At 68.4% G+C, this 20,884-nt stretch carries 20 protein-coding genes; 19 read left to right on the forward strand and 1 reads right to left on the reverse strand.

Going from position 1 to position 20,884, the window contains the following annotated elements; genetic code table 11:
* Positions 1-167: 167 nt before the first annotated feature.
* Positions 168-1,196, reverse strand: a complete 1,029-nt coding sequence (gene dusA / locus HEP74_RS20220; protein ID WP_185814380.1) for a tRNA dihydrouridine(20/20a) synthase DusA — start codon at positions 1,194-1,196, stop codon at positions 168-170.
* 303 nt (positions 1,197-1,499) lie between these two features.
* On the opposite strand from dusA, the gene HEP74_RS20225 reads away from it, so the two are divergent.
* The 19 genes from HEP74_RS20225 to HEP74_RS20315 all read left to right on the forward strand — a co-directional run bounded on the left by HEP74_RS20225 (position 1,500) and on the right by HEP74_RS20315 (position 20,784).
* Positions 1,500-2,561 carry a sigma 54-interacting transcriptional regulator gene (locus tag HEP74_RS20225; RefSeq protein ID WP_255423927.1) on the forward strand — a complete coding sequence of 354 codons (1,062 nt, stop codon included), beginning with the start codon at positions 1,500-1,502 and terminating at the stop codon, positions 2,559-2,561.
* 275 nt (positions 2,562-2,836) lie between these two features.
* A complete protein-coding gene (locus HEP74_RS20230; RefSeq protein WP_185814381.1) occupies positions 2,837-3,112 on the forward strand; it encodes a hypothetical protein in 276 nt (91 codons plus the stop codon).
* Between the two features lie 30 nt (positions 3,113-3,142).
* Positions 3,143-4,867, forward strand: coding sequence for a phage tail sheath family protein (locus tag HEP74_RS20235; protein ID WP_185814382.1), 1,725 nt, complete (start codon positions 3,143-3,145; stop codon positions 4,865-4,867).
* Between the two features lie 30 nt (positions 4,868-4,897).
* A complete protein-coding gene (locus HEP74_RS20240) occupies positions 4,898-5,422 on the forward strand; it encodes a phage tail protein (protein ID WP_185814383.1) in 525 nt (174 codons plus the stop codon).
* 8 nt (positions 5,423-5,430) lie between these two features.
* Complete coding sequence (locus tag HEP74_RS20245) at positions 5,431-6,201, forward strand: T4 family baseplate hub assembly chaperone (protein ID WP_185814384.1); 771 nt, start codon at positions 5,431-5,433, stop codon at positions 6,199-6,201.
* On the forward strand, positions 6,198-7,025 hold the full coding sequence (locus HEP74_RS20250) for a hypothetical protein (protein WP_185814385.1): 828 nt from the start codon (positions 6,198-6,200) through the stop codon (positions 7,023-7,025). The genes HEP74_RS20245 and HEP74_RS20250 overlap by 4 nt, the downstream gene beginning before the upstream one ends.
* Complete coding sequence (locus HEP74_RS20255; protein ID WP_185814386.1) at positions 7,022-8,305, forward strand: Pvc16 family protein; 1,284 nt, start codon at positions 7,022-7,024, stop codon at positions 8,303-8,305. Before HEP74_RS20250 ends, HEP74_RS20255 begins: the two co-directional genes overlap by 4 nt.
* Positions 8,306-8,320: 15 nt before the next feature.
* On the forward strand, positions 8,321-10,429 hold the full coding sequence (locus HEP74_RS20260) for an ATP-binding protein (protein ID WP_185814387.1): 2,109 nt from the start codon (positions 8,321-8,323) through the stop codon (positions 10,427-10,429).
* Positions 10,426-10,797 (forward strand): hypothetical protein, encoded by a 372-nt coding sequence (locus tag HEP74_RS20265; protein ID WP_185814388.1) that lies wholly within the window; start codon positions 10,426-10,428, stop codon positions 10,795-10,797. The genes HEP74_RS20260 and HEP74_RS20265 overlap by 4 nt, the downstream gene beginning before the upstream one ends.
* Positions 10,794-13,103 (forward strand): eCIS core domain-containing protein, encoded by a 2,310-nt coding sequence (locus HEP74_RS20270; RefSeq protein WP_185814389.1) that lies wholly within the window; start codon positions 10,794-10,796, stop codon positions 13,101-13,103. The genes HEP74_RS20265 and HEP74_RS20270 overlap by 4 nt, the downstream gene beginning before the upstream one ends.
* Positions 13,100-13,558: a hypothetical protein gene (locus tag HEP74_RS20275; protein WP_185814390.1), complete on the forward strand. Its 459-nt coding sequence runs from the start codon at positions 13,100-13,102 to the stop codon at positions 13,556-13,558. Before HEP74_RS20270 ends, HEP74_RS20275 begins: the two co-directional genes overlap by 4 nt.
* Positions 13,559-13,619: 61 nt before the next feature.
* Positions 13,620-14,771 carry an eCIS core domain-containing protein gene (locus HEP74_RS20280; RefSeq protein ID WP_185814391.1) on the forward strand — a complete coding sequence of 384 codons (1,152 nt, stop codon included), beginning with the start codon at positions 13,620-13,622 and terminating at the stop codon, positions 14,769-14,771.
* A gap of 18 nt (positions 14,772-14,789) precedes the next feature.
* Positions 14,790-15,440 (forward strand): hypothetical protein, encoded by a 651-nt coding sequence (locus HEP74_RS20285; protein ID WP_185814392.1) that lies wholly within the window; start codon positions 14,790-14,792, stop codon positions 15,438-15,440.
* A gap of 13 nt (positions 15,441-15,453) precedes the next feature.
* Entirely contained in the window at positions 15,454-15,777 is a 324-nt protein-coding gene (locus tag HEP74_RS20290; RefSeq protein ID WP_185814393.1) for a LysM domain-containing protein, read from the forward strand.
* Positions 15,774-16,907, forward strand: coding sequence for a hypothetical protein (locus HEP74_RS20295; RefSeq protein ID WP_221893142.1), 1,134 nt, complete (start codon positions 15,774-15,776; stop codon positions 16,905-16,907). The genes HEP74_RS20290 and HEP74_RS20295 overlap by 4 nt, the downstream gene beginning before the upstream one ends.
* Complete coding sequence (locus tag HEP74_RS20300) at positions 16,904-17,440, forward strand: phage baseplate assembly protein V (protein WP_185814394.1); 537 nt, start codon at positions 16,904-16,906, stop codon at positions 17,438-17,440. The genes HEP74_RS20295 and HEP74_RS20300 overlap by 4 nt, the downstream gene beginning before the upstream one ends.
* An 84-nt stretch (positions 17,441-17,524) precedes the next feature.
* Positions 17,525-17,884: a hypothetical protein gene (locus tag HEP74_RS20305; RefSeq protein ID WP_185814395.1), complete on the forward strand. Its 360-nt coding sequence runs from the start codon at positions 17,525-17,527 to the stop codon at positions 17,882-17,884.
* A 24-nt stretch (positions 17,885-17,908) separates the two neighbouring features.
* On the forward strand, positions 17,909-18,265 hold the full coding sequence (locus tag HEP74_RS20310) for a GPW/gp25 family protein (RefSeq protein ID WP_185814396.1): 357 nt from the start codon (positions 17,909-17,911) through the stop codon (positions 18,263-18,265).
* 17 nt (positions 18,266-18,282) lie between these two features.
* On the forward strand, positions 18,283-20,784 hold the full coding sequence (locus HEP74_RS20315; RefSeq protein WP_185814397.1) for a putative baseplate assembly protein: 2,502 nt from the start codon (positions 18,283-18,285) through the stop codon (positions 20,782-20,784).
* Positions 20,785-20,884 lie beyond the last annotated feature (100 nt).

Genomic DNA, 20,884 nt, shown 5'->3' on the forward strand with positions numbered 1-20,884 from the left:
CCTCAGCAAGGGTCTGCCGCCCCCACTGCGACGGGACTGGCTGCCACAGGAAGCTGAACAAAGTAACTGAACGCGCATCCAAAAGGGAGCCGCAGCGTCTGTTGGGACAGCTTGCGTTGGGGCCCCAGGAGCGAAGCGCGGACGAATGGCGCCCCGTCCGGGAGTCGCTACGCTGCGACCTGCGGTGCCCCCGCGGTCATAAGCAAAGCCTGTTCCACTAGCGCCCAGTCCGCACCCGGCCGGTGCGCGCCCTCGCTGAGCACCTGGCGGAACGCGCGGCCACCGGGCTGGCCGTGGAACAGCCCGAGCAGGTGGCGGGCGATGTGCTTGAGCGCCACGCCGTCGGCCAGGCGCGCCTCGACATACGGCCGCAGCGCACGCAGCAACTCGGCGCGCGGCCGCGGCGCGGCGCCGGTCAGGGCCGCGTCCAGCCGGTGCAGCACGTAGGGATCGTGATAGGCCGCGCGGCCCAGCATCACCCCATCGACCGCGTCCAGCTGCGCCCGCGCCGTATCCATGTCGGCCAGCCCGCCGTTGAGCACGATCTGCAGCTGCGGGCGCTCGCGCTTGAGCCGATGGGCCCAGTCGTAGCGCAGCGGCGGCACCTCGCGGTTCTCCTTCGGCGACAGGCCCTGCAGCCATGCGTTGCGCGCATGCACCACGAACAGCCCGCAGCCGGCCGCGGCGACCTGGTCGACGAAGGCGAGGAAGACCGCATAGTCGTCGTCCTGGTCCACGCCCAGCCGGCACTTCACCGTGACCGGGATGTCCACCGCCTGCGCCATCGCCGCCACGCAGTCGGCGACCAGCGCCGGCTCGCGCATCAGGCAGGCGCCGAAGCGCCCGGCCTGGACCCGGTCGGACGGGCAGCCGCAATTGAGATTGATCTCGTCGTAGCCCCACTCCTGGCCGATCCGCGCCGCCTGCGCCAGCAGTGACGGCTCGCTGCCGCCGAGCTGCAGCGCCAACGGATGCTCGACCGCATCGAAGCCCAACAAACGCGCGCGGTCGCCCAGCACCACCGCGTTGGCGTGCACCATCTCGGTATACAGCCGCGCCGACGGCGCCAGCAGCCGGTGGAACACGCGGCAATGGCGATCGGTCCAGTCCATCATCGGTGCGACGGACAGGCGCAGGGAGGCGGCGTAGCGCGCGGCGGCGTGCTGGGTCGGGGCGAAGAGCGGATTCAGCGACATCGAGGCGGGCATCGGTTCACAGGGCGACACGGGCCGGCGCAAGCGCGGCATCCGTCGTCGATCAAAGAGTCTGCCTAGGTTACACGCTGGCGGCGCGCGGCCGAGAAGCGGCGGATGAACGCATGCGCGCCCGCCCGCAGCCGGCCGAGCCGGGAAGTGGTGCCGTCCACGCCGAGCGCCGGGGCGTGGCCGCTTTGCGCCGCGGACCGCGTCTAGCGTCATGACAGGGGATACATCCGCAAGCGCGGCGCCCAGGCGGCACCGCCGAGTGCCGTCGTGCGGGCAAGACAAGGAAGCTTCTCGATGAACTGGATGTCCGCTGCTGCGCCGCCGGGTCCGTCCCGCTGTGCGAATCCGATGATCGGCGAATCGGCGGCCTTGTGCGCTGCGCGCCGGCTGCTGCAGCGCTATGCGCAGTGCAATGCGCCGGTGCTGATCGAAGGCGAAACCGGCACCGGCAAGGAACTGGCCGCGCGCGAGATCCACTATGCAAGCGCTCGCCATCTCGGACCGTTCGTGCCGATCAACTGCGGCGGGCTGACCGACAGCCTGCTCGAATCCGAATTGTTCGGGCATCGCCGCGGCGCCTTCACCGATGCGCACAGCAGCGAACCCGGGCTGGTCGACTGCGCGCGCGGCGGCACCCTGTTCCTGGACGAGATCGACTCGCTGTCGGCGAAGGCGCAGACCACGCTGCTGCGCTTCCTGCAGAACGGCGAATTCCGTGCGGTGGGCGAGCGCACGCTGCGCGCCGCGGATGTGCGCATCGTCGCTGCGACCAATGCATCGCTGGCCACGGCGGTGGAGACGCGGCTGTTCCGCCGCGACCTGCTCTATCGGCTCAATCCGCTGTACGTCCTGTTGCCGCCGCTGCGCGATCGCGAAGGCGATGTGATGCTGCTCGCACGCTACCTCCTGGCACAGGCGCCGGCACGCTTCGGCACTCCACCACGGCAGTGGGCGCAGGATGTGCTGCTCGCGCTGTGCGACCACGACTGGCCCGGCAACGTCCGCGAGCTGGACAACATCGTGCTGCGCCTGAGCATGCGCGTGGAGCGCGAGCGCATCGGCATGGACGATCTGGCGCTGGCGGAGCCGGCGATCTGGGGCGAGACGATGCCGCCGCGCACCACCTTCCACGGCAAGGGCGACGACGACGAAGGGCATGCGCGGCCACCGCTGTGCTTCGCGCGGGCCAAGCAACACGCCATCGCCAGATTCGAACGCTGCTACCTGACCGCCTTGATGCGCGATGCCGAAGGCAACGTTAGCCGCGCGGCGCTGCTGTCGGGTACCGAACGGCGGCAGCTGGGCAAGCTGCTCAAGCGGCATGGCGTGGAACGCGGCCATGCGGTCCCGGAATGAACCGCCGACGCCGGGTGCGCATCGACCCGGCACCGTGCTGGTCCGGGTCTGCATCGACCCGGCGATGCGGCTACCGCACATCGTGCCGATCGCTGCGGCACGCCTGCACGGCGCGGGCGAAACGGGGGTTTTTCCAAACGGAATCAATCGGGTATCACCATGACGCAGCGCCTCGTAGCGAACGCCGGAGACCGCGCCCGCCACATCCGTATCGCTGGCACGGCTCTTGCGATTCGTGTTCCCCACATCGCCCGATCCGCGGTGGGAGTATCGAGATGAGCGAGCCCGACTCTGATCCGGCGTATGCCGATGGCGAGATCACGGCAACCCTGCTGTCGTACCTGCAGAACCATCCGCAGGCGGCGGACACGCTGCAAGGCATCGTCGCCTGGTGGCTGCCGCAACAGCGCTACATCGCCGCGTCGGCACGGATCGAAGCGGTCCTGCACCGGCTGGTCGATACCGGCGCGCTGCACCGGCACGCATTGCCGGACGGGGCCGTGCTGTATTCCCTGCATGCCGCGCAGCGTCCGCCGACGTTGCGTCACTGACCGAATCCCGACGATCCAAGGAGAACCGTTATGCCAGCTGCGCTCACCTATCCGGGCGTTTACGTCGAAGAGATCGCCAGCGGGGTCCGCACCATTTCCGGTGTGGCCACCTCGGTCACCGCTTTCATCGGCCGCGCGCTGCGCGGCCCGCTCAACACCGCTACCGTGATCAACGGCTTCGGCGATTTCGAAACCCGTTTCGGCGGGCTGTGGGTCGAGTCCGCGCTGGGGTATGCGGTACGCGATTTCTTCGCCAACGGCGGCGGACAAGCGGTGATCGTGCGCCTTTACCATGCCGACCCCGCGCCGCTCGCGAACAGCAACCCGCCTGCCGCAGCGGCGGCGCAACGGCCGATCGATATCGGCGAACTGCATTTCCTCGCCGCCGACGCTGGCCGCTGGGGCAATGCGCTGCGCGTGCGCGTGGATCGCGACAACGTGTCCGCCGAGGCGGCCGCGTCGCTCGGGGTGGCGGCCACCGCGCTGTTCAACCTGACAGTGCGCGACAGTGCCAGCGGCCGCAGCGAGCGCTACCTCAACCTGACCGTGGTCGACAGCCCGCGCCGCGTGGACCGCGTGCTGAGCGGCGCCTCGTCGCTGCTGCGCTATGCCGGCGCTCCCGACGGCAGCGAGGCGGTCGAGGCCGGCGGCGATGCGATCAGCGTCAAGGAAGAGGGATTGCTGACGGCGCAGAAGGCGCTCGACGGCAAGCGCAACAGCGATCCGTCCGCAGACGCCGCCGCGGAGATCGCCGCCGTGGCGAGCGCGCGCACCGCGCTGGACGGGGTGCTCAACGCCGCCAGCCAGGCGGTGTCCGACGGCCTGCCGTTGACCGTGGCCGACTTCCTGCCCGCCGGCGGCGAAGCCGCCAAGCAAGGCCTGTACGCGCTGGAGCAGGTGGACCTGTTCAACCTGCTGTGCCTGCCGCCCTACCGCGCCGCCACCGACACCATCGATGTGGATACCGGCCTGGTGTCCGCGGCCGCCGCCTACTGTGAGAAGCGCCGCGCGATGCTGTTGCTCGACGCGCCCAAGCCGTGGATCGACAAGGACAGCGCACGCAGCGGCATCAGCGACGTGGACACCGATCAGGTCGGCACCCGCAGCCGCAACGCCGCGCTGTTCTTCCCGCGGTTGCGCCAGCCCAATCCGCTGCGCGACGGCCAGATCGAGACCTTCGCCGCCTGCGGCGCGGTGGCCGGCGTGTTCGCGCGCACCGACGCCAACCGCGGCGTGTGGAAGGCGCCGGCCGGCTTCGACGCCACGCTGGTCGGTGCGCCGCAGCTGGCGGTGGCGTTGAACGATGCCGAGAACGGCGAACTCAATCCGCTGGGGGTCAACTGCCTGCGCGCGCTGCCGGGCGCCGGCCGCGTGGTGTGGGGCGCGCGCACGCTGCGCGGCGCCGACCAGCTGGCCGACGAATACAAGTACATCCCGGTGCGCCGCACTGCGCTGTACATCGAGGAAAGCCTGTACCGCGGGCTGAAATGGGCGGTGTTCGAACCCAACGACGAACCGCTGTGGGCGCAGATCCGGCTCAACGTCGGCGCCTTCATGCACACCCTGTTCCGCCAGGGCGCGTTCCAGGGCAGTTCGCCGCGCGATGCCTACTTCGTGCGCTGCGACAAGGAGACCACGCCGCAGAACGACATCAACCTGGGCATCGTCAACGTCGTGGTCGGGTTCGCGCCGCTGAAGCCTGCGGAGTTCGTGGTGCTGCGGCTGCAGCAGATCGCCGGCCAGATCGACGTCTGAGCCGATCCAAACGTCATCCGGAGAATCTTCATGGCCCAGTTCACCGTCAATGCCTACCGCTTCGATCCGTACAAGAACTACAAGTTCCGGGTCCGCTGGGACAACAAGTACGTCGCCGGCGTCAGCAAGGTCAGCGCGCTCAAGCGCACCACCGAGGTGGTCAAGCACCGCGAAGGCGGCGACCCCAGCAGCAGCCGCAAATCGCCCGGGCGCACCGAGTTCGAGGCGATCACCCTGGAGCGCGGAGTGACCCACGACAAGGAATTCGAGCAGTGGGCGAACAAGGTATGGAACTACGGCGCCGGGCTGGGCGCGGAAGCCTCGCTGAAGGATTTCCGCAAGGACCTGATCATCGAGGTCTACAACGAGGCCGGACAGCTGGCGATCGCCTACCGCGTGTACCGCTGCTGGGTGTCCGAATTCCAGTCGCTGCCGGACCTGGACGCCAACGCCAACGCGGTGGCGATCCAGCACATCAAGCTGGAAAACGAGGGCTGGGAGCGCGACCTGGACGTGGTCGAGCCGGCCGAACCCAGCTACACCGAGCCGGCCTGAGCATCGCGATGAACGCCGTGGCCTGCGCCGCCCGCACCCCGACCGACACCTTGCTGCAGGCATGGGAAAGCCTGCATGGCGCGTGCGCCAGCGAGCGCGCGTACGGCCTGCTGGCGGCGCTGTGGCCGCAGCTGGCGCTGGAACAGTGGCGCCAGGTCGGCCTCGGCGAGCGCGATGCCTGGCTGTTGCAGCTGCAGGCCATGCTGTTCGGCGACACGCTGCAGACGCTGAGCGACTGCCCGGCCTGCGGCGAGACGCTGGAAACCAGCCTTCCCGTGCAGCAACTGTGCGCGGCGCCGAGCCAACTGCCGCAGCCGCGCGCCGTGCACGAACTGCGCCACGACGGCTACCGTTTGCAGTTCCGCCTGCCCTGCGGCGACGACCTCACCGCGATCGTCCGCACCGCGCACGCAGACACCGATACCGACGCCGCGATCGGCGCGCTGATCGCGCGCTGCCTGCTCGACGTACGCCACGGCGACGCCACCGTCGCTACCGATACCTTGCCGCCGGCGCTACGCGAGCGCCTGGGTGCGGCGATGGCCGCAGCCGACCCGCAGGCGGACCTGCGCATCGGCGTGCGCTGCCCGGCCTGCAGCCATGCCTGGTCGGCGCGGCTGGATATCGCGGCCTATCTATGGGACGAACTCGACGACTGGGCGCAGGAATTGCTGGCCGACGTCCATCTGCTGGCCCGCCACTACGCCTGGAGCGAGCGCGACATCCTGGCGCTGGCGCCGGTACGGCGCCGCTTCTACCTCGATCTGGTGCAAGCATGAGCGGGCCCGGCCTGACCCACCTGGCGTATCTGGTCGAGCAGGCGCGCGGCCAGGTACCGGTGCTGAGCCGACGCCGACCGGGATTGTTCGAACCGCGCACCGCAACGACCGACGACATGCCGCCTGCACCCGCAGCGCAGGCCATGCAGCGACCGGCGGTATTGCCTGTTGCGGCGCCCGCTGCCACCGAGCGTTCGCCGTCGGCGCCGTGGTCGCAACCACCATTGCCCACATTGCCGCACCCGACCGCGCACGCCGCCGCCGATCGCGTGTCAGCCGCCGCTGCGGCACCGGCTGACGTCGCGCCGCCCGAGCCGGCGCCGCTGCGCCGCGACCGCGTGCACGAGACGGTGGTCGTCGCGGCGACGCAGCGTTTGCCAGCGTCGCTGCTGCCTCAAGCAAGCGCCGCGGCGTCGCATGCACGGCTGCACACCCCACCGGGCAATGCGCCACCACCGCGCGCTGCGACGACAGCGCCCCTCGCCGCACCACAGCAGGCACAGGCAACGCCGTCGGCACCGGCAGCCGAACGCACTGTCGCCACGGCGGCGACTGCCGCATCGTTGCCGCTGCCGCCCCAACTGCGCGCGCCACTGCGCGACGCACGCATGCCGGTGGCGACGCCACGCGCTACCGATGCCGCGCGCCAGTCGCCACTGGCCGCGCTCGCGGCAGCACCGCCGCCCGCGGTACAAGTGACGATCGGCCGCGTCGAGATCCGCGCCAACGCCGCCGCGCCCACCGCGGCGCCATCGAAGCCTGCGCGCAAGCCGGCGCTGGACCTGGACACGTATCTGCAACAGCGCCATGGCGGTGGCCGATGAGCAACGCGCTGGCCATCGCCGCGGTCACCGCCGCACTCAAGGATCTACTCAATGCCGGTCTGCTCGGCCTAGATCTGTCGGCGATCGGCAGCGTCGGCGTCAGCGCCTTGCCGCCGGACCGCATCGCCACCGGCCAGACCGAGCCCAACCAGCTCAATCTGTTCCTGTACCAGGTGACGCCGAACAGCGGCTGGCGCAACCATGCGCTGCCGGCGCGCGACAGCGCCGGCGCGCGGGTCGGCAAGCCGCCGCTGGCGCTGGACCTGCACTACATGCTCACCGCCTACGGCGCGCAGGACCTGGCCGCCGAAGCGCTGCTCGGTTTCGCCATGCAGTTCCTGCACGAGACGCCGATGCTCAGCCGCGCGCAGTTGCGCAGCGTGCTCGGGCCGCCGACGCCACCGTTCGGCAACCTGTCCGCACTGAGCCTGGCCGACCAGGTGGAATGGCTGAAGATCGCTCCGTCGTTCCTCGGTGCCGAGGAGCTATCCAAGCTGTGGACGGCGATGCAGGCGCGCTACCGGCCATCGATGGCCTACCAGGTCTCGGTGGTGTTGATCGAATCCGATGCCGCGGCCAGCAGCGCCCTGCCGGTACTCAAGCGCGGCGCCGGCGACCGCGGGCCGATCGCGCTGGCGGGTGCGGCGCCGAGTCTGAGCAGCGTGCAACCGGCAGGGTCGACGCTGCTGCCGGCGGCGCGGCTCGGCGACACGCTGCTGCTGCGCGGCCGGCAACTGGCACTCGCCGACAGCATCGTGGTGTTCGAGCACGCGCGCAGCGGCGAACGGGTGGAACTGGCGCCGAACGCTGCAGAGGGTGACAGCGCCTTGCGTGTAACGCTGCCCGCCGACAGCGACAGCGGCGCGATCGATGCGTGGCGCTGCGGCTTCTACACAGTGCGGGTACGCCATGCGCCGACCGGACTGACGCCGCTCAGCAGCGGCGCGCTGGCACTGCCGCTGGCGCCGCGTATCGTCGCCACCCCGCTGGCCGCGGCGCCCGGCGCGCTGGCAGTGAGCATCGAATGCCGGCCACGGCTGACGCCGCTGCAGCATGCCGCCGCGCGCCTGCTGTTCGGCAGCGCCGAGTTGAGTCCACAGGCCATCGACACGCCGGCCGATCCCAGCCTGCCGACCACCCTGTATTTCACCGTTGCCGATGCCGCCGCCGGTCGCTATCCGCTGCGGTTGCGCATCGACGGCGTCGACAGCCTGCCGATCCAGCCGGGCGCCGATGGCAGCTTCGATTTCGATCCCCAGCAGACCGTCGTGGTCGGCTGACGCACGGGACAGCGCATGCGCGAAAGTGTCGCCTCCGAGTTGGACCGCTGGACCGAGGACAACAACCGCTACCTGGCGGCGTCCTTGCACTGGCTGCGGTTGCTGTTGCAGACGATGCTGCCGGCGGCCGCCGCGGCGCCCGGCACGACGCAGGCGGTCGCGCCGGTGTCGCGCGGCTGGTTCGCGCGCGCCGCGCAGGGCGATGCGCCGCGCGTGGAGGCGGCGCCGATCGCGTTGCCGGCGCCGCAGGCCTCGCTCGGCAGCGCCACCGACGCACGCGCGCAGGCGGCGCAGACCGAGCCGCCGCCGGCCTTGCTACTGCTGGCCGAGCGGCTGGGCCTGAATCCGTTCGAACGCGACGTGTTGCTGCTGTGCGCGGCGATGGAGCTGGACCCGGCGCTGCCCGGTTTGCTGCAGGCCGTGCATGGCGTGGCGTATCCCAGCTTCGGCCTGGCCTTGCAGCTGTTCGAGCAACCGAGCTGGGATGCGCTTTCTGCGCAGCGTCCGCTGCGCCACTTGCGCTTGCTCGAGATCAACCAACCCGGCGCCACCGCGCTGACCGCGTCGGCGCTGCGCGCCGACGAACGCATCGTCAACGCGATCAAGGGTCTGAACCAGCTGGACGAGCGCCTGGCCGCGCTGGCGACGCCACTGCCGCAGTTGCCGCCGCTGGCGCCAAGCCAGCATCGACAGGTGCAGGAGCTGCTCGGCAGGGTGCAGGCCGCGCCGGCAGGCAGCACGCCCGCAGTGCAACTGCTCGGCGCCGATCGCGGCAGCCGCGTCGCGGTGGCGGCACAGGCCGCCGCCGCGTTGGGCCGGCATCTGTATACCGTCCCGGCCGAATCGCTGCCGACCACGCGCGCCGAACTGGAGATATTCGCCCGCCTGTGGCTGCGCGAGAGCCTGCTGCTGCCGATCGCGCTGTACGTGGAAGCCGACCAGACCGATGCCGCAAGCGGCGACGCTGTCGCCGCCGTGCAGCACCTCGCGCTGCGGCCGCCAGGCCTGCTCTTCGTCGGCCTGCGCGATACGCCGCTGCGCGGCGATGGCAGCGCATGTTCGATCGAGATCGCCACGCCGACCGCCGCCGAGCAACATGCGGCGTGGCGCGATGCGCTGATGGCCGAGCCGGATGCCACCGCCGCCGAAAGCACCCCCGATGCGACCGCCGGAGACGATGCGCAGGCCGCGCGAGCGCGCGCTGCGGCAACCATGTCCGGTCACTTCAAGCTCAATCTCGAACAGATCGCCGCCGCCGCCGCGCAAGCGCGCACGCGCAACGCGGATCCCTGGGACATCTGCCGCGACCTGTCGCTGGCGCAACTGGACACCCTGGCGCAACGCCTGCAACCGAAGGCGCGCTGGGAGGACCTGGTGCTCGGCGAGGAGGCCACCGCGTTGCTGCGCCAGATCGCCGCGCAGGTACACGGCCGCCATCGCGTCTACCAGCAATGGGGCTACGCCGAACGGATGAACCGCGGCATGGGCATCAGCGCGCTGTTCGCCGGCGAGAGCGGCACCGGCAAGACCATGGCCGCCGAGGTGATCGCCAACGAACTGCGCCTGCACCTGTTCCGCATCGACCTGTCGTCGGTGGTCAGCAAATACATCGGCGAGACCGAGAAGAACCTGCGCCGCCTGTTCGACGCCGCCGAGCAGGGCGGCGCGATCCTGTTCTTCGACGAGGCCGACGCGTTGTTCGGCAAGCGCAGCGAGGTCAAGGACAGCCACGACCGCTACGCCAACATCGAGATCAACTACCTGCTGCAACGGATGGAGGCGTTCTCCGGGCTGGCGATCCTAGCCACCAACATGAAGGCCGCGCTGGACACCGCGTTCATGCGCCGGCTGCGCTTCGTGGTCAATTTCCCGTTCCCCGGCCCGGCCGAACGCGCGCGCATGTGGCGCGGCGCGTTCGCCCCGGGCGTGCCGCGCGAGGCGCTGGACTACGACCGCCTGGCCCGCTTCGGCCTGTCCGGCGGCAACATCCACAGCGTCGCGTTGAATGCCGCGTTCGCCGCCGCCAGTGACGACGCGACGGTGGACATGCCGCGATTGCTGCAGTCGGTACGCGCCGAGCTGCGCAAATTGGACAAGCCGGTGAACGAGGTGGAGTTCAGATGAGCGCATTCACGCCAGCGGATCGCTCCAATGCGCGCGCAGCATCGGATGTCGCAGCGACACCTGCCCCTACGACGGCCGCAGAATCGTCGCGGCTATCGATCGAACACTTATGCATCGATGGGCTCGAACTTGCGCCGCAGCAACGCCTGGCACTGCAGGATTCGTTGCAGCAGGAACTTGCCAGATTGCTCGATGCGTATCCGCTGATGCTCGGCGCTGGAACATCGCGACGTCTCGATGCGCCCCCTCTACCGACCAACGCCCTCAGCGGGGGAAGTGCTCTAGGCATCGGCATTGCGCGCAGCCTGTTCGACGCGCTGCGACGGCACGGCGGTAGTCATGCCGCCGATGGCCAGGGTCACCGATGAACGCGCGCGCCCTGCCACAGAAGCCGACGAACGCAGCCAGATCCATCGACCCGGGCAGCCCCGCGCGCGAAGCCGAGGCGGATCGCGTCGCCGATCGCATCGTCCGCGGCAACGGCGACCGCTTCGAACCCAGCATCGCGCCAGCGACCTCGTCGATGCAGGCTCAGGTTCCGCAGAGCGTGCCTGCCGTTGCCAGGTCGGTATTGGCTTCCTCGGGACAGCCGCTGCTCGCAGGCACCCGCGAACGCCTGGAATCGCGTTTCGGCAGCGACTTCAGCCACGTGCGTATCCACGCCGATGCGCATGCGGCGGCGTCTGCGCATGCTCTGAAAGCGCAGGCCTACACGGTCGGAAACCATATCGTCTTCGGGGCCGGCCGCTATACCCCCGCATTCGATGCCGGCCATCACCTGCTGGCACACGAGTTGACACATGTCCTGCAGCAAGGAGCCGCGCCCCCGCACAATCGCGGCCGACTGGGAATCAACCAGGCTTCAGTTGGCCTGTATCGCAAGGAACTTCCAGAGGCAGACGCGGAGGAGAAGAAGCAAGAAGGGGCCGATGATCCTGCTAAGGACAAGACCGTAGCCAAGCCATCCTTCACCGACGGCCTGGACTACGACGCCATCGCCAAGGAGCTTCACGACGCAATGGCAGGCCTGGGCACCGACGAGGAAGCGGTGTACTACGCGCTCAACCGACTGCATCGCGATCCGAAAGCGATCGAGACACTCGCCAGCCGCTACAAATCCACCTACAAGGCCGATCTCATCGACGATATTCGCGACGAGTTCAGCGGCAGCGAGCTCGAGTACGCGTTGCAGCTATTGAATGCCGGCAATTCCGGCAGCGAACAAGCCATCACCGGGCTACCGAGTAGCGATAAGGAATGGATTGCCGCCGTTCAGCGCCTGAACGCTGCATTCGAAGGCATAGGGACCGACGAAGAGGCGGTATTCGCGGTCCTCACTCCATTTGGCAGGATGCTCGAGAAGATCACCGTCCTCAAAGTCATCTACAAACAGGTGGTCCATCGCGAACTTCGCGACGACATCGTCGACGAGATGAGCGGTTCCGAACGCGATTACGCGCTATGGCTGACAGGCGAGCAACCGATCCACCGCGAGGAAAGCAAGGCTACAGCTGCGGCCCAGTCCATTCTCGCCTACATCAAGAGCGAAGCAGCCAAGCGCTCCAAGACACCGCCATCGATTGATCCCAACAGCGATTTCGTCAAAGTACTCAAATCCAGATATCTAGCGGACTATTTCAAGGATCCGAGCGCCAAGTCCGGACAGCAGGTCGTCGACCAGGGCATCGGGCGGCAAATGGAAGGGCAAGAGGACGGATTGGGCGGCGCCAAGGTTCGGGCGCCCGGCGGCAAATGGCGCCAAGTCCGCAATCAGTGGGAACTGATGGCCATCACATGGCTCAATCAGCAGAAACTGCCGGCGCAACTCAAGCAGATGAAGGGCATGCCCTTGCTCAAGAACCTGCAAGGCCTGCCGGACGAGCTGGGCGCCGCAACCGACATACTTCGCGACGAGAACACCGCAAAACTTCCCTACATCGACATTCCGGCCTTGATAGGCAAGGTCAACCCCGACATCACCGACATCAACGCCGACGTCCGTGGTGGCGGCAAGAACATTTCCCAACTGATGCACTGGGCAACGGGGGTCAAATACGCGGCGCAGAAGCCGGAGGCCCTGCGCGAGCTGTTCCTGGCCTACGAGACCTGGCACCTGGAGGGTTGGGACGTGTTCGGACAGGACTCGCTCAACGACCTCATTGCCGAGAATCAGGGCCGGATGTTGGGTTCGGAACTGCTGAAGGGCAAGGCCGGACAACTGCGAGGCGAATCGGATCTGGTGCCATTCCTCGATCGTACTTTCGCCGAATCCCGCGCATGGGTCGGCACGCTTCTTCGAATGCGGAAAGAAGCGCTTGATGCGTGGATCCTGGACAAGCAGCAAAAGCCAGCGTCGATGCACTGGATGGAAAAGGAACAGATCTGGCCATCGCTCACGGTGTACCAGATGTTGGCCGACGGCACGGCGCAGGACGAGGTGAAGAAGTCCTTCATTGTAGATGCCGCGATCGAAATCTATACATTGGTATTCGAAGCCGACGAATGGGAGAAGGCGCATGGCGAAATCGAACTGACGGCCCTCGAGAAAGCGCTGGTGCGAGGCGACCTCGACAAGGTCCTAGCGGTGATGGCCAAGGCGGAAGTAGGAAAGGCGTCGATCGGCGACCTGATCGAGGCGAAAAGCGCGATCGACGGCCTCAAGGGAGTGAAATGAACGCCAACCCGACCAATGGCATGGACTATCGCTGGGGCCCTGATAAGGGCGGACTTCAGCTCGGGTTGCACGCGGGCGGCGTCCGCATCCAGCTCGGCCATGCATTCGAGTGGTTCTGGGCATTGCGCGCAACGGACGGAGCACCGCACGAGGTGACGTTGCGCCACGTCGACGATCCGCGCTTCCGATGCAGATTGCAGGTTTTCAAGGGTCAGGACCAGGAGCCACTTTGGGAATTCATGCCGGCGATGGCGCCTGGCCGGCAATACAGCGGCGAGCGAGTAGTGGTCCTGGCCGATCCGATAACCGATGCAGGAGATGGTGAGGCGACGTTCGATCCTGCCTGGGGCGCCGGCACGTATCGTCTGCAACTGGTGTTCGGCGGTTCGCCATTTCGCTTTGCGTTGCGAAGCGGCGAAATCGAGATCACCGCTGGCGAAGGGTCGGCATCATGAGCCCTCCTGCCGATCACCCTGGCCGAAACCCCGGCCACTTCTTCGCTTCAGAGATCAGACCATGACCCGCAATCCCAGAACCGGCATCAATGCGGCGAGCGCGGCAGGGCGTGTACCTCCAGTACGTCCACAGGAGTTGTCGCCCGCTGGCGCACAGGCGCTGCCCCAGCGGGTACGCGGAACGATGGAACAGGCATTTGGCGCAGACTTCGCCTCGGTGCGCGTCCATACCGGCACACAGGCGAACGACTTGGCGCACTCGCTCGGCGCCAAGGCGGTCACCAGCGACGAGGACATCGCGTTCTCCGCAGGCCGCTACCAGCCGGACTCCCCGCGCGGACGCAACCTGCTTGCGCATGAACTGGCGCACGTGGTGCAACAGCGTCAGGGAGGAGCATCCGATCGCAGTGAAAGCCGCGCGCGTTCCGCCGTGCAAGCGATCTCCGCGGGGGGCAGTGTGGCACCGCGATCACTCGGGGGCGCCGAATCCGGCGCACTGCACTGCGATCCGGACGACGAACGCAAACCAGCGGAGACCTCACCCTCCGCCACCGCGTTCAAGATGCCACCGTTGCACCTGATACCACCGCTGCAACTGCGGCCGCTGTCGCCACCGGCGACAGCCGCTGGCGCAGGCAGCAGCGACGCCGCCGCATCGTTTCGCATGCCGCCGCTACAACTGACCCCGCCCTTGCAGCTGTCGCCCATGCTTCCTGCGGCTACCGGCACCGGCACCGGTACCGACACCACGGCACCGATGTACGACTGGCGGGCGATGCGATCGTTGTTGCCGCCCGAGCAGAAGGCCGAAGGTCCGCAACCGCTCCCGTCCTATCGCCTGCCCTCCCCTTTCACTCGACCGGCTGCAGACGCTGCCGGCACGAATTCGATCGACTGGCTGGCCATGCGCAAGCCATTCGACATTCGCGGGCTGACCCTCACCCAGCGCGATGGCGACACGATCACGGAGGAAGCCAAGCGCAGCGCCGCGATGCTGGATGCGATGGGCATGGACAAGCGCTTCAAGTTCGGTCCTGTGACCCAGGAGTGGCTGATCAATCTAGGCCTGGGCATGCAGTTGGACCAGGTCAATGCGCGCGACAACCCCAATGCGATGGACCGCATGCAACTCGAATGGAAGAACGCGTATCCCGACGAAAAGAAGACCCCGATCCTCCCAGTTTTCAACCTCGACTGGTTCCGCAAGAAATAGCCCGGGACGCATGCAGCCATGAGCGGATTCTCACGATCACCGAAACTGCTGCGCGGCGGCCTGGTGCTGCTGGACCCGGGCAGCGGCGCGGTGCTGCGCATCATCGGTCTGCAGTACAACCCCGACAGCCTGACCCGCAGCTTGCAGATAAAAGGTGCCGGCGCCGACAGCGGCGACCGCAGCGAGGCCTTGCGGCTGAAAGGTCCGCCGGTGGAGACGATCAAGCTCGAGGCCGAGATCGATGCCACCGATGCGCTGGAGACGGCGAGCGCACCGGCCACCACGCTCGGCCTGCATCCGCAACTGGCTGCGCTCGAAGCGCTGGTGCATCCGCGCAGTGCCGACCTGATCGGCGCCAACGCGATCGCCGCCAGCGGCGCGCTGGACATCGCGCCGGCACTGGCGCCGCTGTCGGTGTTCGTGTTCGGGCCGAACCGGATCGTGCCGGTGCGCATCACCGAACTGAGCATCACCGAGGAGGCGTTCGACGTGGCGCTCAATCCGATCCGCGCCAAGTTGAGCCTGAGCCTGCGCGTGCTCAGCGTCGACGATCTTGGCTTCGACAGCCGCGGCGGCGGGCTGTTCATGAGCTATCTGCAGGCCAAGGAGCGGCTGGCTGGGCGCGCCGCCGCCGGCAATCTGCAGATGCTCGGCATCTCCGGACTCTAGAGGACGACTTGCGATGGCCAATTACGATTTCCCACCGAGCAGCCGCTACTACGCGATCGAGATGGCCGCACTGCGCCGCGACGACGACACTGTGGTGCCGTACCTGCGACGCCGCTTCCTGCCCCAGGTGGAGAGCTTCAGCCTGCTGCACGAGCATCGCGTGGTCGAAGGCGAGCGTCCGGATCACATCGCCGCCGCCGAGCTGGGCGATGCCGAAGCGTTCTGGCGGTTGTGCGATGCCAATGGCGCGATGCATCCGCGCGAGCTGGTCGATGCGATCGGCAAGGTGGTACGGATTGCGCTGCCGCAGGGCATGCCCGGGCCGGCACGCGAATGAGCATGCTCAAGGGCATCCAACTGACGCTGATGATCGGGCCGGCGGTGCCGGCGCCGGCGCCGCGCGCGGTGGTGGATGCGCTGCAGAGCGTCAAGATCACCAGCGGCAAGGACAAAAGCGGGTTCCAGCTGAGCTTCGCGGTGAGCAAGACCTCCACGCTGCTGCACAACCTGCTGCCGGCCGGCTATTTCGATCCGATCACCACGCGGGTGATCGTCGGGGTCACCCTGGGCGGCATGCCGCATGTGCTGATGGATGGCGTGATCACCCGCCACGAATTGAGCCCGAGCAGCGAGCCAGGCCAATCCATGCTCACCGTCACCGGCGAGGACCTCAGTGCGTTGATGGACCTGATCCAGATCAAGTGTCCCTTCCCCAACATGAGCGACACCGTGCAGGCGTATGCGGTACTTGCAAAGTACCTCGCGTTCGGAGTGGCGCCCTTGGTGATTCCGGCATTCATTCCGGAACAGCCGATCATGACCAACAAGAGCGCCTCGCAGACCGGCACCGATCTGGCGCATCTGAAAAAATTGGCCAGCAGCAATGGTTTCGTGTTCTACGTCGAACCCGGTCCGCTGCCTGGCCAGAGCATCGCCTACCTGGGGCCTAACCTGCGCATTCCGGTGCCGCAGCCGGCGCTGAACATCAACATGGATGCGCACACCAATGTGGAGTCATTGAGTTTCACCCTGGACGGGCTGGCCAAGGAGACAATGGTGGTGACGATCCATGACCCGATCAGCGGCAAGGTACCGATCCCTCTGCCGATTCCTTCGATCAGCATTTTCCAGCCGCCACTCGGCGCGCGGCCAACACCTCCACTGAAATTGACATTCTCCAGCGAAGAAGGCGGCGCCTCGGTGCCACATACGCTGAAGCGTATCCTCGGCCGCCTGCTCAGGGGCTCGGCCAACGCGATCACCGCGACCGGCTCGCTCGACGTGATGCGCTACGGCCACGTGCTGCGCTCGAAGATGCTGGTCGGGGTGCGCGGCAGCGGGCGCGCCTACGACGGCCTGTACTACGTGGATACGGTCACCCACAGCATCAAGCGCGGCGAGTTCAAGCAGAATTTCCAGCTCAGCCGCGACGGCCTGATCTCCCTGACGCCGAAGGTACCGGTATGAGCGACGCTGCCGTTTCCGGAACCTACCCGGGCCTCTACCGCGGCACCGTCGCCTTCAACAACGACCCCGAGTTCCGCGGGCGCCTGCTGCTGACCATCGCCGACGTGCTCTCGTTCGTGCCCTCGACCTGGGCCGAGCCGTGCACGCCGCTGTCCGGCCCACCCGGGCCGATGGGCGTGTACATGGTGCCGCCGCCCGGCGCCGGGGTGTGGGTGATGTTCGAGCACGGCGACGTCAACAATCCGGTGTGGCTGGGCTGCCGCTTCGACACGCCGGCCGATCCGCCGATCGACGCCAAGCTGAGCAATCCGCTCGACCCCAGCATCGTGTTCCAGACGCTGCTGAAGAACACCGTGGTGATCAGCGATCTGCCGCCGACCCCGCTCACCGGCGGCATCGTCCTGCGCAGCACCACCGGCGCGATGATCGTGGTCAACGACAGCGGCATCTATCTCAACAACGGCAAGGGCGCGGTGATCTCGATGATCGGCCCGGCAATCAACTTCAACCTGGGGGCAATGACGATCACCTGAGCCGCGCAGGCACACGCCGCGCGGCGAATGCGCCGCACACGCCGACGCGAACACCTCGGCACCCATCCCTCGGAGGAACGCGCAATGCCCGGATTCCTGCTCCACGTCAACGCCGGCATGACCTGCCAGCACGGTACCGGCCAGGCCAAGATCGCGCCGACCCAGGCGCGCGTGCTGGTCAGCGGCCAGCCGGTGGCCACGCAGCCGCCCGGGCCACCGACGATCGGCGTGCTCGGCTGCCTGTTCACCCTGCCCAACGGCAAGCCGCAACCGTGCGCGACGGTGCGCTGGAGCATGCCCAGCGCACGGCTGCTGATCATGGGGCTGCCGGCATTGTTGGCGCCGGCGCCCGGGCCGGCACCGGGCATCTGCCAGAGCGCCGAACAGATTCCCCAAGGTGCGGCGCAAATCGTCGCGATGCAGGCCCGCGTGCGCGCGCTGTAGCGCGCACGCTTCCAGGAGAACGCCATGGATCTCGCCTTCCCGTTCCGTCCCGATGGCCGCGGCCGCAGCGCGCAGGCCGACTATCCGCGGCACGTGCGCGACATGATCGAACAACTGGTGTTCACCTCGCCGGGCGAGCGCGTCAACCGGCCCGAGTTCGGCAGCGGCCTGCTGCAGCTGGTGTTCGCCGCCAACAGCCCGGAGCTGGCAGCCACCGTGCAGTTCACCCTGCAGGCGGCGCTGCAGCGCTGGCTGCAGGACGTGATCGACCTGCACACGCTGCAGGTGACCGCGCAGGACGCCACGGTGACCGTGCAGGTGGGCTACCGCCTGCTGCGCGACGGCACCGAGCAGGACGCCAGCTTCACCCGCGCGCTGTGATCGACGAGGACGCCACGATGAGCATCAGCTGCTGCAACGACACCCGCCGCACCGCGGTGCGCCAGGCGCCCGGCCGGGTCGGCCTGGACTTCGTCGAGGTCTCCGCCGACCAGTGCACGTTGTTCGTCTACTTCCTCGGCAAGCTGCCGCCGGAGTTCGCCAGCGATGGCCCGGCGTTGCCGGCGCATCTGCGTATCGACGGCGGCGAACGCATCCGCGACATCGCCATCGTCGATGTCGATCCGCACATCAGCGACGATCCGGAGCGCGACGACTGGCTCAGCGTGCGCGTGGACCGCGCCGGCGACCATTCCCGCTACACACTGCAGCTGCGCGACGTGGCCGACGCGGACCCGCGCTACGCCAGCTGCACGTTCTCGTTCAAGGCCGGCTGCCCGTCGGACCTGGACTGCGCGCCGCGCCGCGATTGCACACCGCCGGCCGAGGCAGAGCCAGCGCTCAACTACCTGGCCAAGGACTACGCCAGTTTCCGGCGCCTGATCCAGGACCGCCTGGCGCTGGTGGCGCCGGACTGGAACGAAGCGCACGTGCCGGATCTGGGGGTCACCCTCACCGAACTGCTCGCCTACACCGGCGATTACCTGAGCTACTACCAGGATGCGGTGGCCAGCGAGGCCTACCTGGCCACCGCCCGCCAGCGCATCTCGGTGCGCCGCCATGCGCGCCTGGTCGATTACGCGCTGCACGAAGGCTGCAACGCGCGCGCCTGGGTGGTGGCGGAAACCAGTGCCGAACTGAGCCTGGACCCGGCCGCGCTCGGTTTCGTCGCCGGCATCGACGCCGATGCCGCAGTGCCGTCGGTGATCGGCCCGACCGCGCTGCCGGCGCTGGCCGGGCTGGACTGCGAAACGTTCGCGCCGCTGCTCGACCCGGGTATCGACCAGGTGCGGTGGTACCCGGCGCACAACCGCATCGCGTTCTACGACTGGGGCGACGACGGCTGCCAGCTGCCGCGCGGCGCGACCCACGCCACCCTGGTGGATGCCTGGCAGGACGGACAACGCGCGTTGCGGCTGCGTCCCGGCGACGTGCTGATGCTGCGCGAAGTACGCGGCGGCGCTGCCGGGCTCGATGCCGATGCCGATCCCACGCGCTGCTGGCCGGTGCGGCTGACCCGGGTCGAGCCCAGCGAAGATGCGCTGCGGCCGCTGCCCGCTACCGACGGCGCGACGCCGCAACCCACGCCGTTGCTCGAAGTGAGCTGGGACGCCAGCGACGCGCTGCCGTTTGCGCTGTGCCTGTCGCGCCTGGGCCCGGCGCCGGACTGTGCGCGCCTGCGCGGCCTGTCCGTCGCACACGGCAACGTGCTGCTGGTCGATCACGGCGACAGCGCGCTCGACGAAGTGCTGGGCACGGTCGCCGGTATCCAGACCCAGGCCGCCTGCCTGTGCGAAGGCCAGCCCGGCGAGATCGCCGCGCTGGCGCAGCGCTGCGAGTGGCGGCTGGCACGCGTACCGCTCACCCATCGCGAACCGGCGCCGCACGCGCAACCGGCCAGCGCCGCACTGCGCCAGGATCCGCGCCGCGCGCTGCCGCAGCTGTCGCTGCACGACGCTGCCGGCAGCGCCTGGACGCCGGTCTCGGACCTGCTGGACAGCGGTCCCGACGATCCGCATGTGGTGGTGGAGCTGGACAACGCCGGCGTCGCGCGACTGCGCTTCGGCGATGGCGAACTGGGCCGGGCACCCGCGGTCGGGCGCCGCTTCACCGCCCGCTACCGCATCGGCAACGGCCCCGCCGGCAACGTTGGCGCCGGCGCGATCAACCGCGTGCGCCTGCGCGATCAGGAGTTGGAAGGGATCTCGCTGCGCGTGTACAACCCATTGCCAGCCAGCGGTGGCCGCGCGCCCGAATCGCTGGACGACGCGCGCCTGTATGCGCCATCGACATTCCGCAAGACCTTGCAGCGCGCGATCACCGCCGACGACTACGCCCGCCTGGCGCAGGACGATCCGCGCGTGCAGCGCGCCGCCTGCGAACTGGTGTGGACCGGCAGCTGGTACGAAGCCGACGTGGCGCTGGACCCGTTGGGCGCTACCGGCGCCACGCCGGCCTTGCTCGACGACGTGTGCGCGCGGTTGCAGCGGGTCCGCCGCATCGGCCACGACCTGCACGTGCAAGCGGCGACCTACGTGGCGATCGACCTGGCGCTGGAGGTCTGCGCGCTGCCCGGCTACGAACGCGGCGCGGTCAAGGCGGCGCTGCTGGCGCGCTTCGGCGCCGGTGTCGGCAGCGACGGCCGCCTGGGCCTGTTCCATCCGGACCGGCTCAGCTTCGGCCAAGGCCTGCTGCTCAGCGCGATCGTCGCCGAGGCGATGGCCGAAGCGGGCGTGGAGTGCGTGCGCGTGACCCGGCTGCAACGGCTGTTCCTGCCGCCCAACCATGAGCTCGAGAACGGCCGCCTGGTCCTGGCCGCGCATGAGATCGCGCGGCTCGACGGCGACCCGGACCGCCCCGAACACGGCCGCCTGTCGATCGTGCTGCGAGGCGGCCGATGACGCGTCCATATCTGTCTGTCCCACGCCGCGACGCGGCCGCTTGCCCGTTTCCAGGAGATCGCTCCCATGACCAGCCATGACTGCGGATGCGGATGCGGCG

Origin of the sequence: Xanthomonas sp. SS, assembly GCF_014236835.1 — a bacterium.
GTDB lineage: Bacteria > Pseudomonadota > Gammaproteobacteria > Xanthomonadales > Xanthomonadaceae > Xanthomonas_A.

Excerpts from the sequence above, each read along its gene's own strand:
- dusA (WP_185814380.1), bottom strand. The coding sequence starts at position 1,196 with ATGTCGCTGAATCCGCTCTTCGCCCCGACCCAGCACGCCGCCGCGCGC.
- HEP74_RS20225 (WP_255423927.1), top strand. The coding sequence starts at position 1,500 with ATGAACTGGATGTCCGCTGCTGCGCCGCCGGGTCCGTCCCGCTGTGCG.
- HEP74_RS20230 (WP_185814381.1), top strand. The coding sequence starts at position 2,837 with ATGAGCGAGCCCGACTCTGATCCGGCGTATGCCGATGGCGAGATCACG.
- HEP74_RS20235 (WP_185814382.1), top strand. The coding sequence starts at position 3,143 with ATGCCAGCTGCGCTCACCTATCCGGGCGTTTACGTCGAAGAGATCGCC.
- HEP74_RS20240 (WP_185814383.1), top strand. The coding sequence starts at position 4,898 with ATGGCCCAGTTCACCGTCAATGCCTACCGCTTCGATCCGTACAAGAAC.
- HEP74_RS20245 (WP_185814384.1), top strand. The coding sequence starts at position 5,431 with ATGAACGCCGTGGCCTGCGCCGCCCGCACCCCGACCGACACCTTGCTG.
- HEP74_RS20250 (WP_185814385.1), top strand. The coding sequence starts at position 6,198 with ATGAGCGGGCCCGGCCTGACCCACCTGGCGTATCTGGTCGAGCAGGCG.
- HEP74_RS20255 (WP_185814386.1), top strand. The coding sequence starts at position 7,022 with ATGAGCAACGCGCTGGCCATCGCCGCGGTCACCGCCGCACTCAAGGAT.
- HEP74_RS20260 (WP_185814387.1), top strand. The coding sequence starts at position 8,321 with ATGCGCGAAAGTGTCGCCTCCGAGTTGGACCGCTGGACCGAGGACAAC.
- HEP74_RS20265 (WP_185814388.1), top strand. The coding sequence starts at position 10,426 with ATGAGCGCATTCACGCCAGCGGATCGCTCCAATGCGCGCGCAGCATCG.
- HEP74_RS20270 (WP_185814389.1), top strand. The coding sequence starts at position 10,794 with ATGAACGCGCGCGCCCTGCCACAGAAGCCGACGAACGCAGCCAGATCC.
- HEP74_RS20275 (WP_185814390.1), top strand. The coding sequence starts at position 13,100 with ATGAACGCCAACCCGACCAATGGCATGGACTATCGCTGGGGCCCTGAT.
- HEP74_RS20280 (WP_185814391.1), top strand. The coding sequence starts at position 13,620 with ATGACCCGCAATCCCAGAACCGGCATCAATGCGGCGAGCGCGGCAGGG.
- HEP74_RS20285 (WP_185814392.1), top strand. The coding sequence starts at position 14,790 with ATGAGCGGATTCTCACGATCACCGAAACTGCTGCGCGGCGGCCTGGTG.
- HEP74_RS20290 (WP_185814393.1), top strand. The coding sequence starts at position 15,454 with ATGGCCAATTACGATTTCCCACCGAGCAGCCGCTACTACGCGATCGAG.
- HEP74_RS20295 (WP_221893142.1), top strand. The coding sequence starts at position 15,774 with ATGAGCATGCTCAAGGGCATCCAACTGACGCTGATGATCGGGCCGGCG.
- HEP74_RS20300 (WP_185814394.1), top strand. The coding sequence starts at position 16,904 with ATGAGCGACGCTGCCGTTTCCGGAACCTACCCGGGCCTCTACCGCGGC.
- HEP74_RS20305 (WP_185814395.1), top strand. The coding sequence starts at position 17,525 with ATGCCCGGATTCCTGCTCCACGTCAACGCCGGCATGACCTGCCAGCAC.
- HEP74_RS20310 (WP_185814396.1), top strand. The coding sequence starts at position 17,909 with ATGGATCTCGCCTTCCCGTTCCGTCCCGATGGCCGCGGCCGCAGCGCG.
- HEP74_RS20315 (WP_185814397.1), top strand. The coding sequence starts at position 18,283 with ATGAGCATCAGCTGCTGCAACGACACCCGCCGCACCGCGGTGCGCCAG.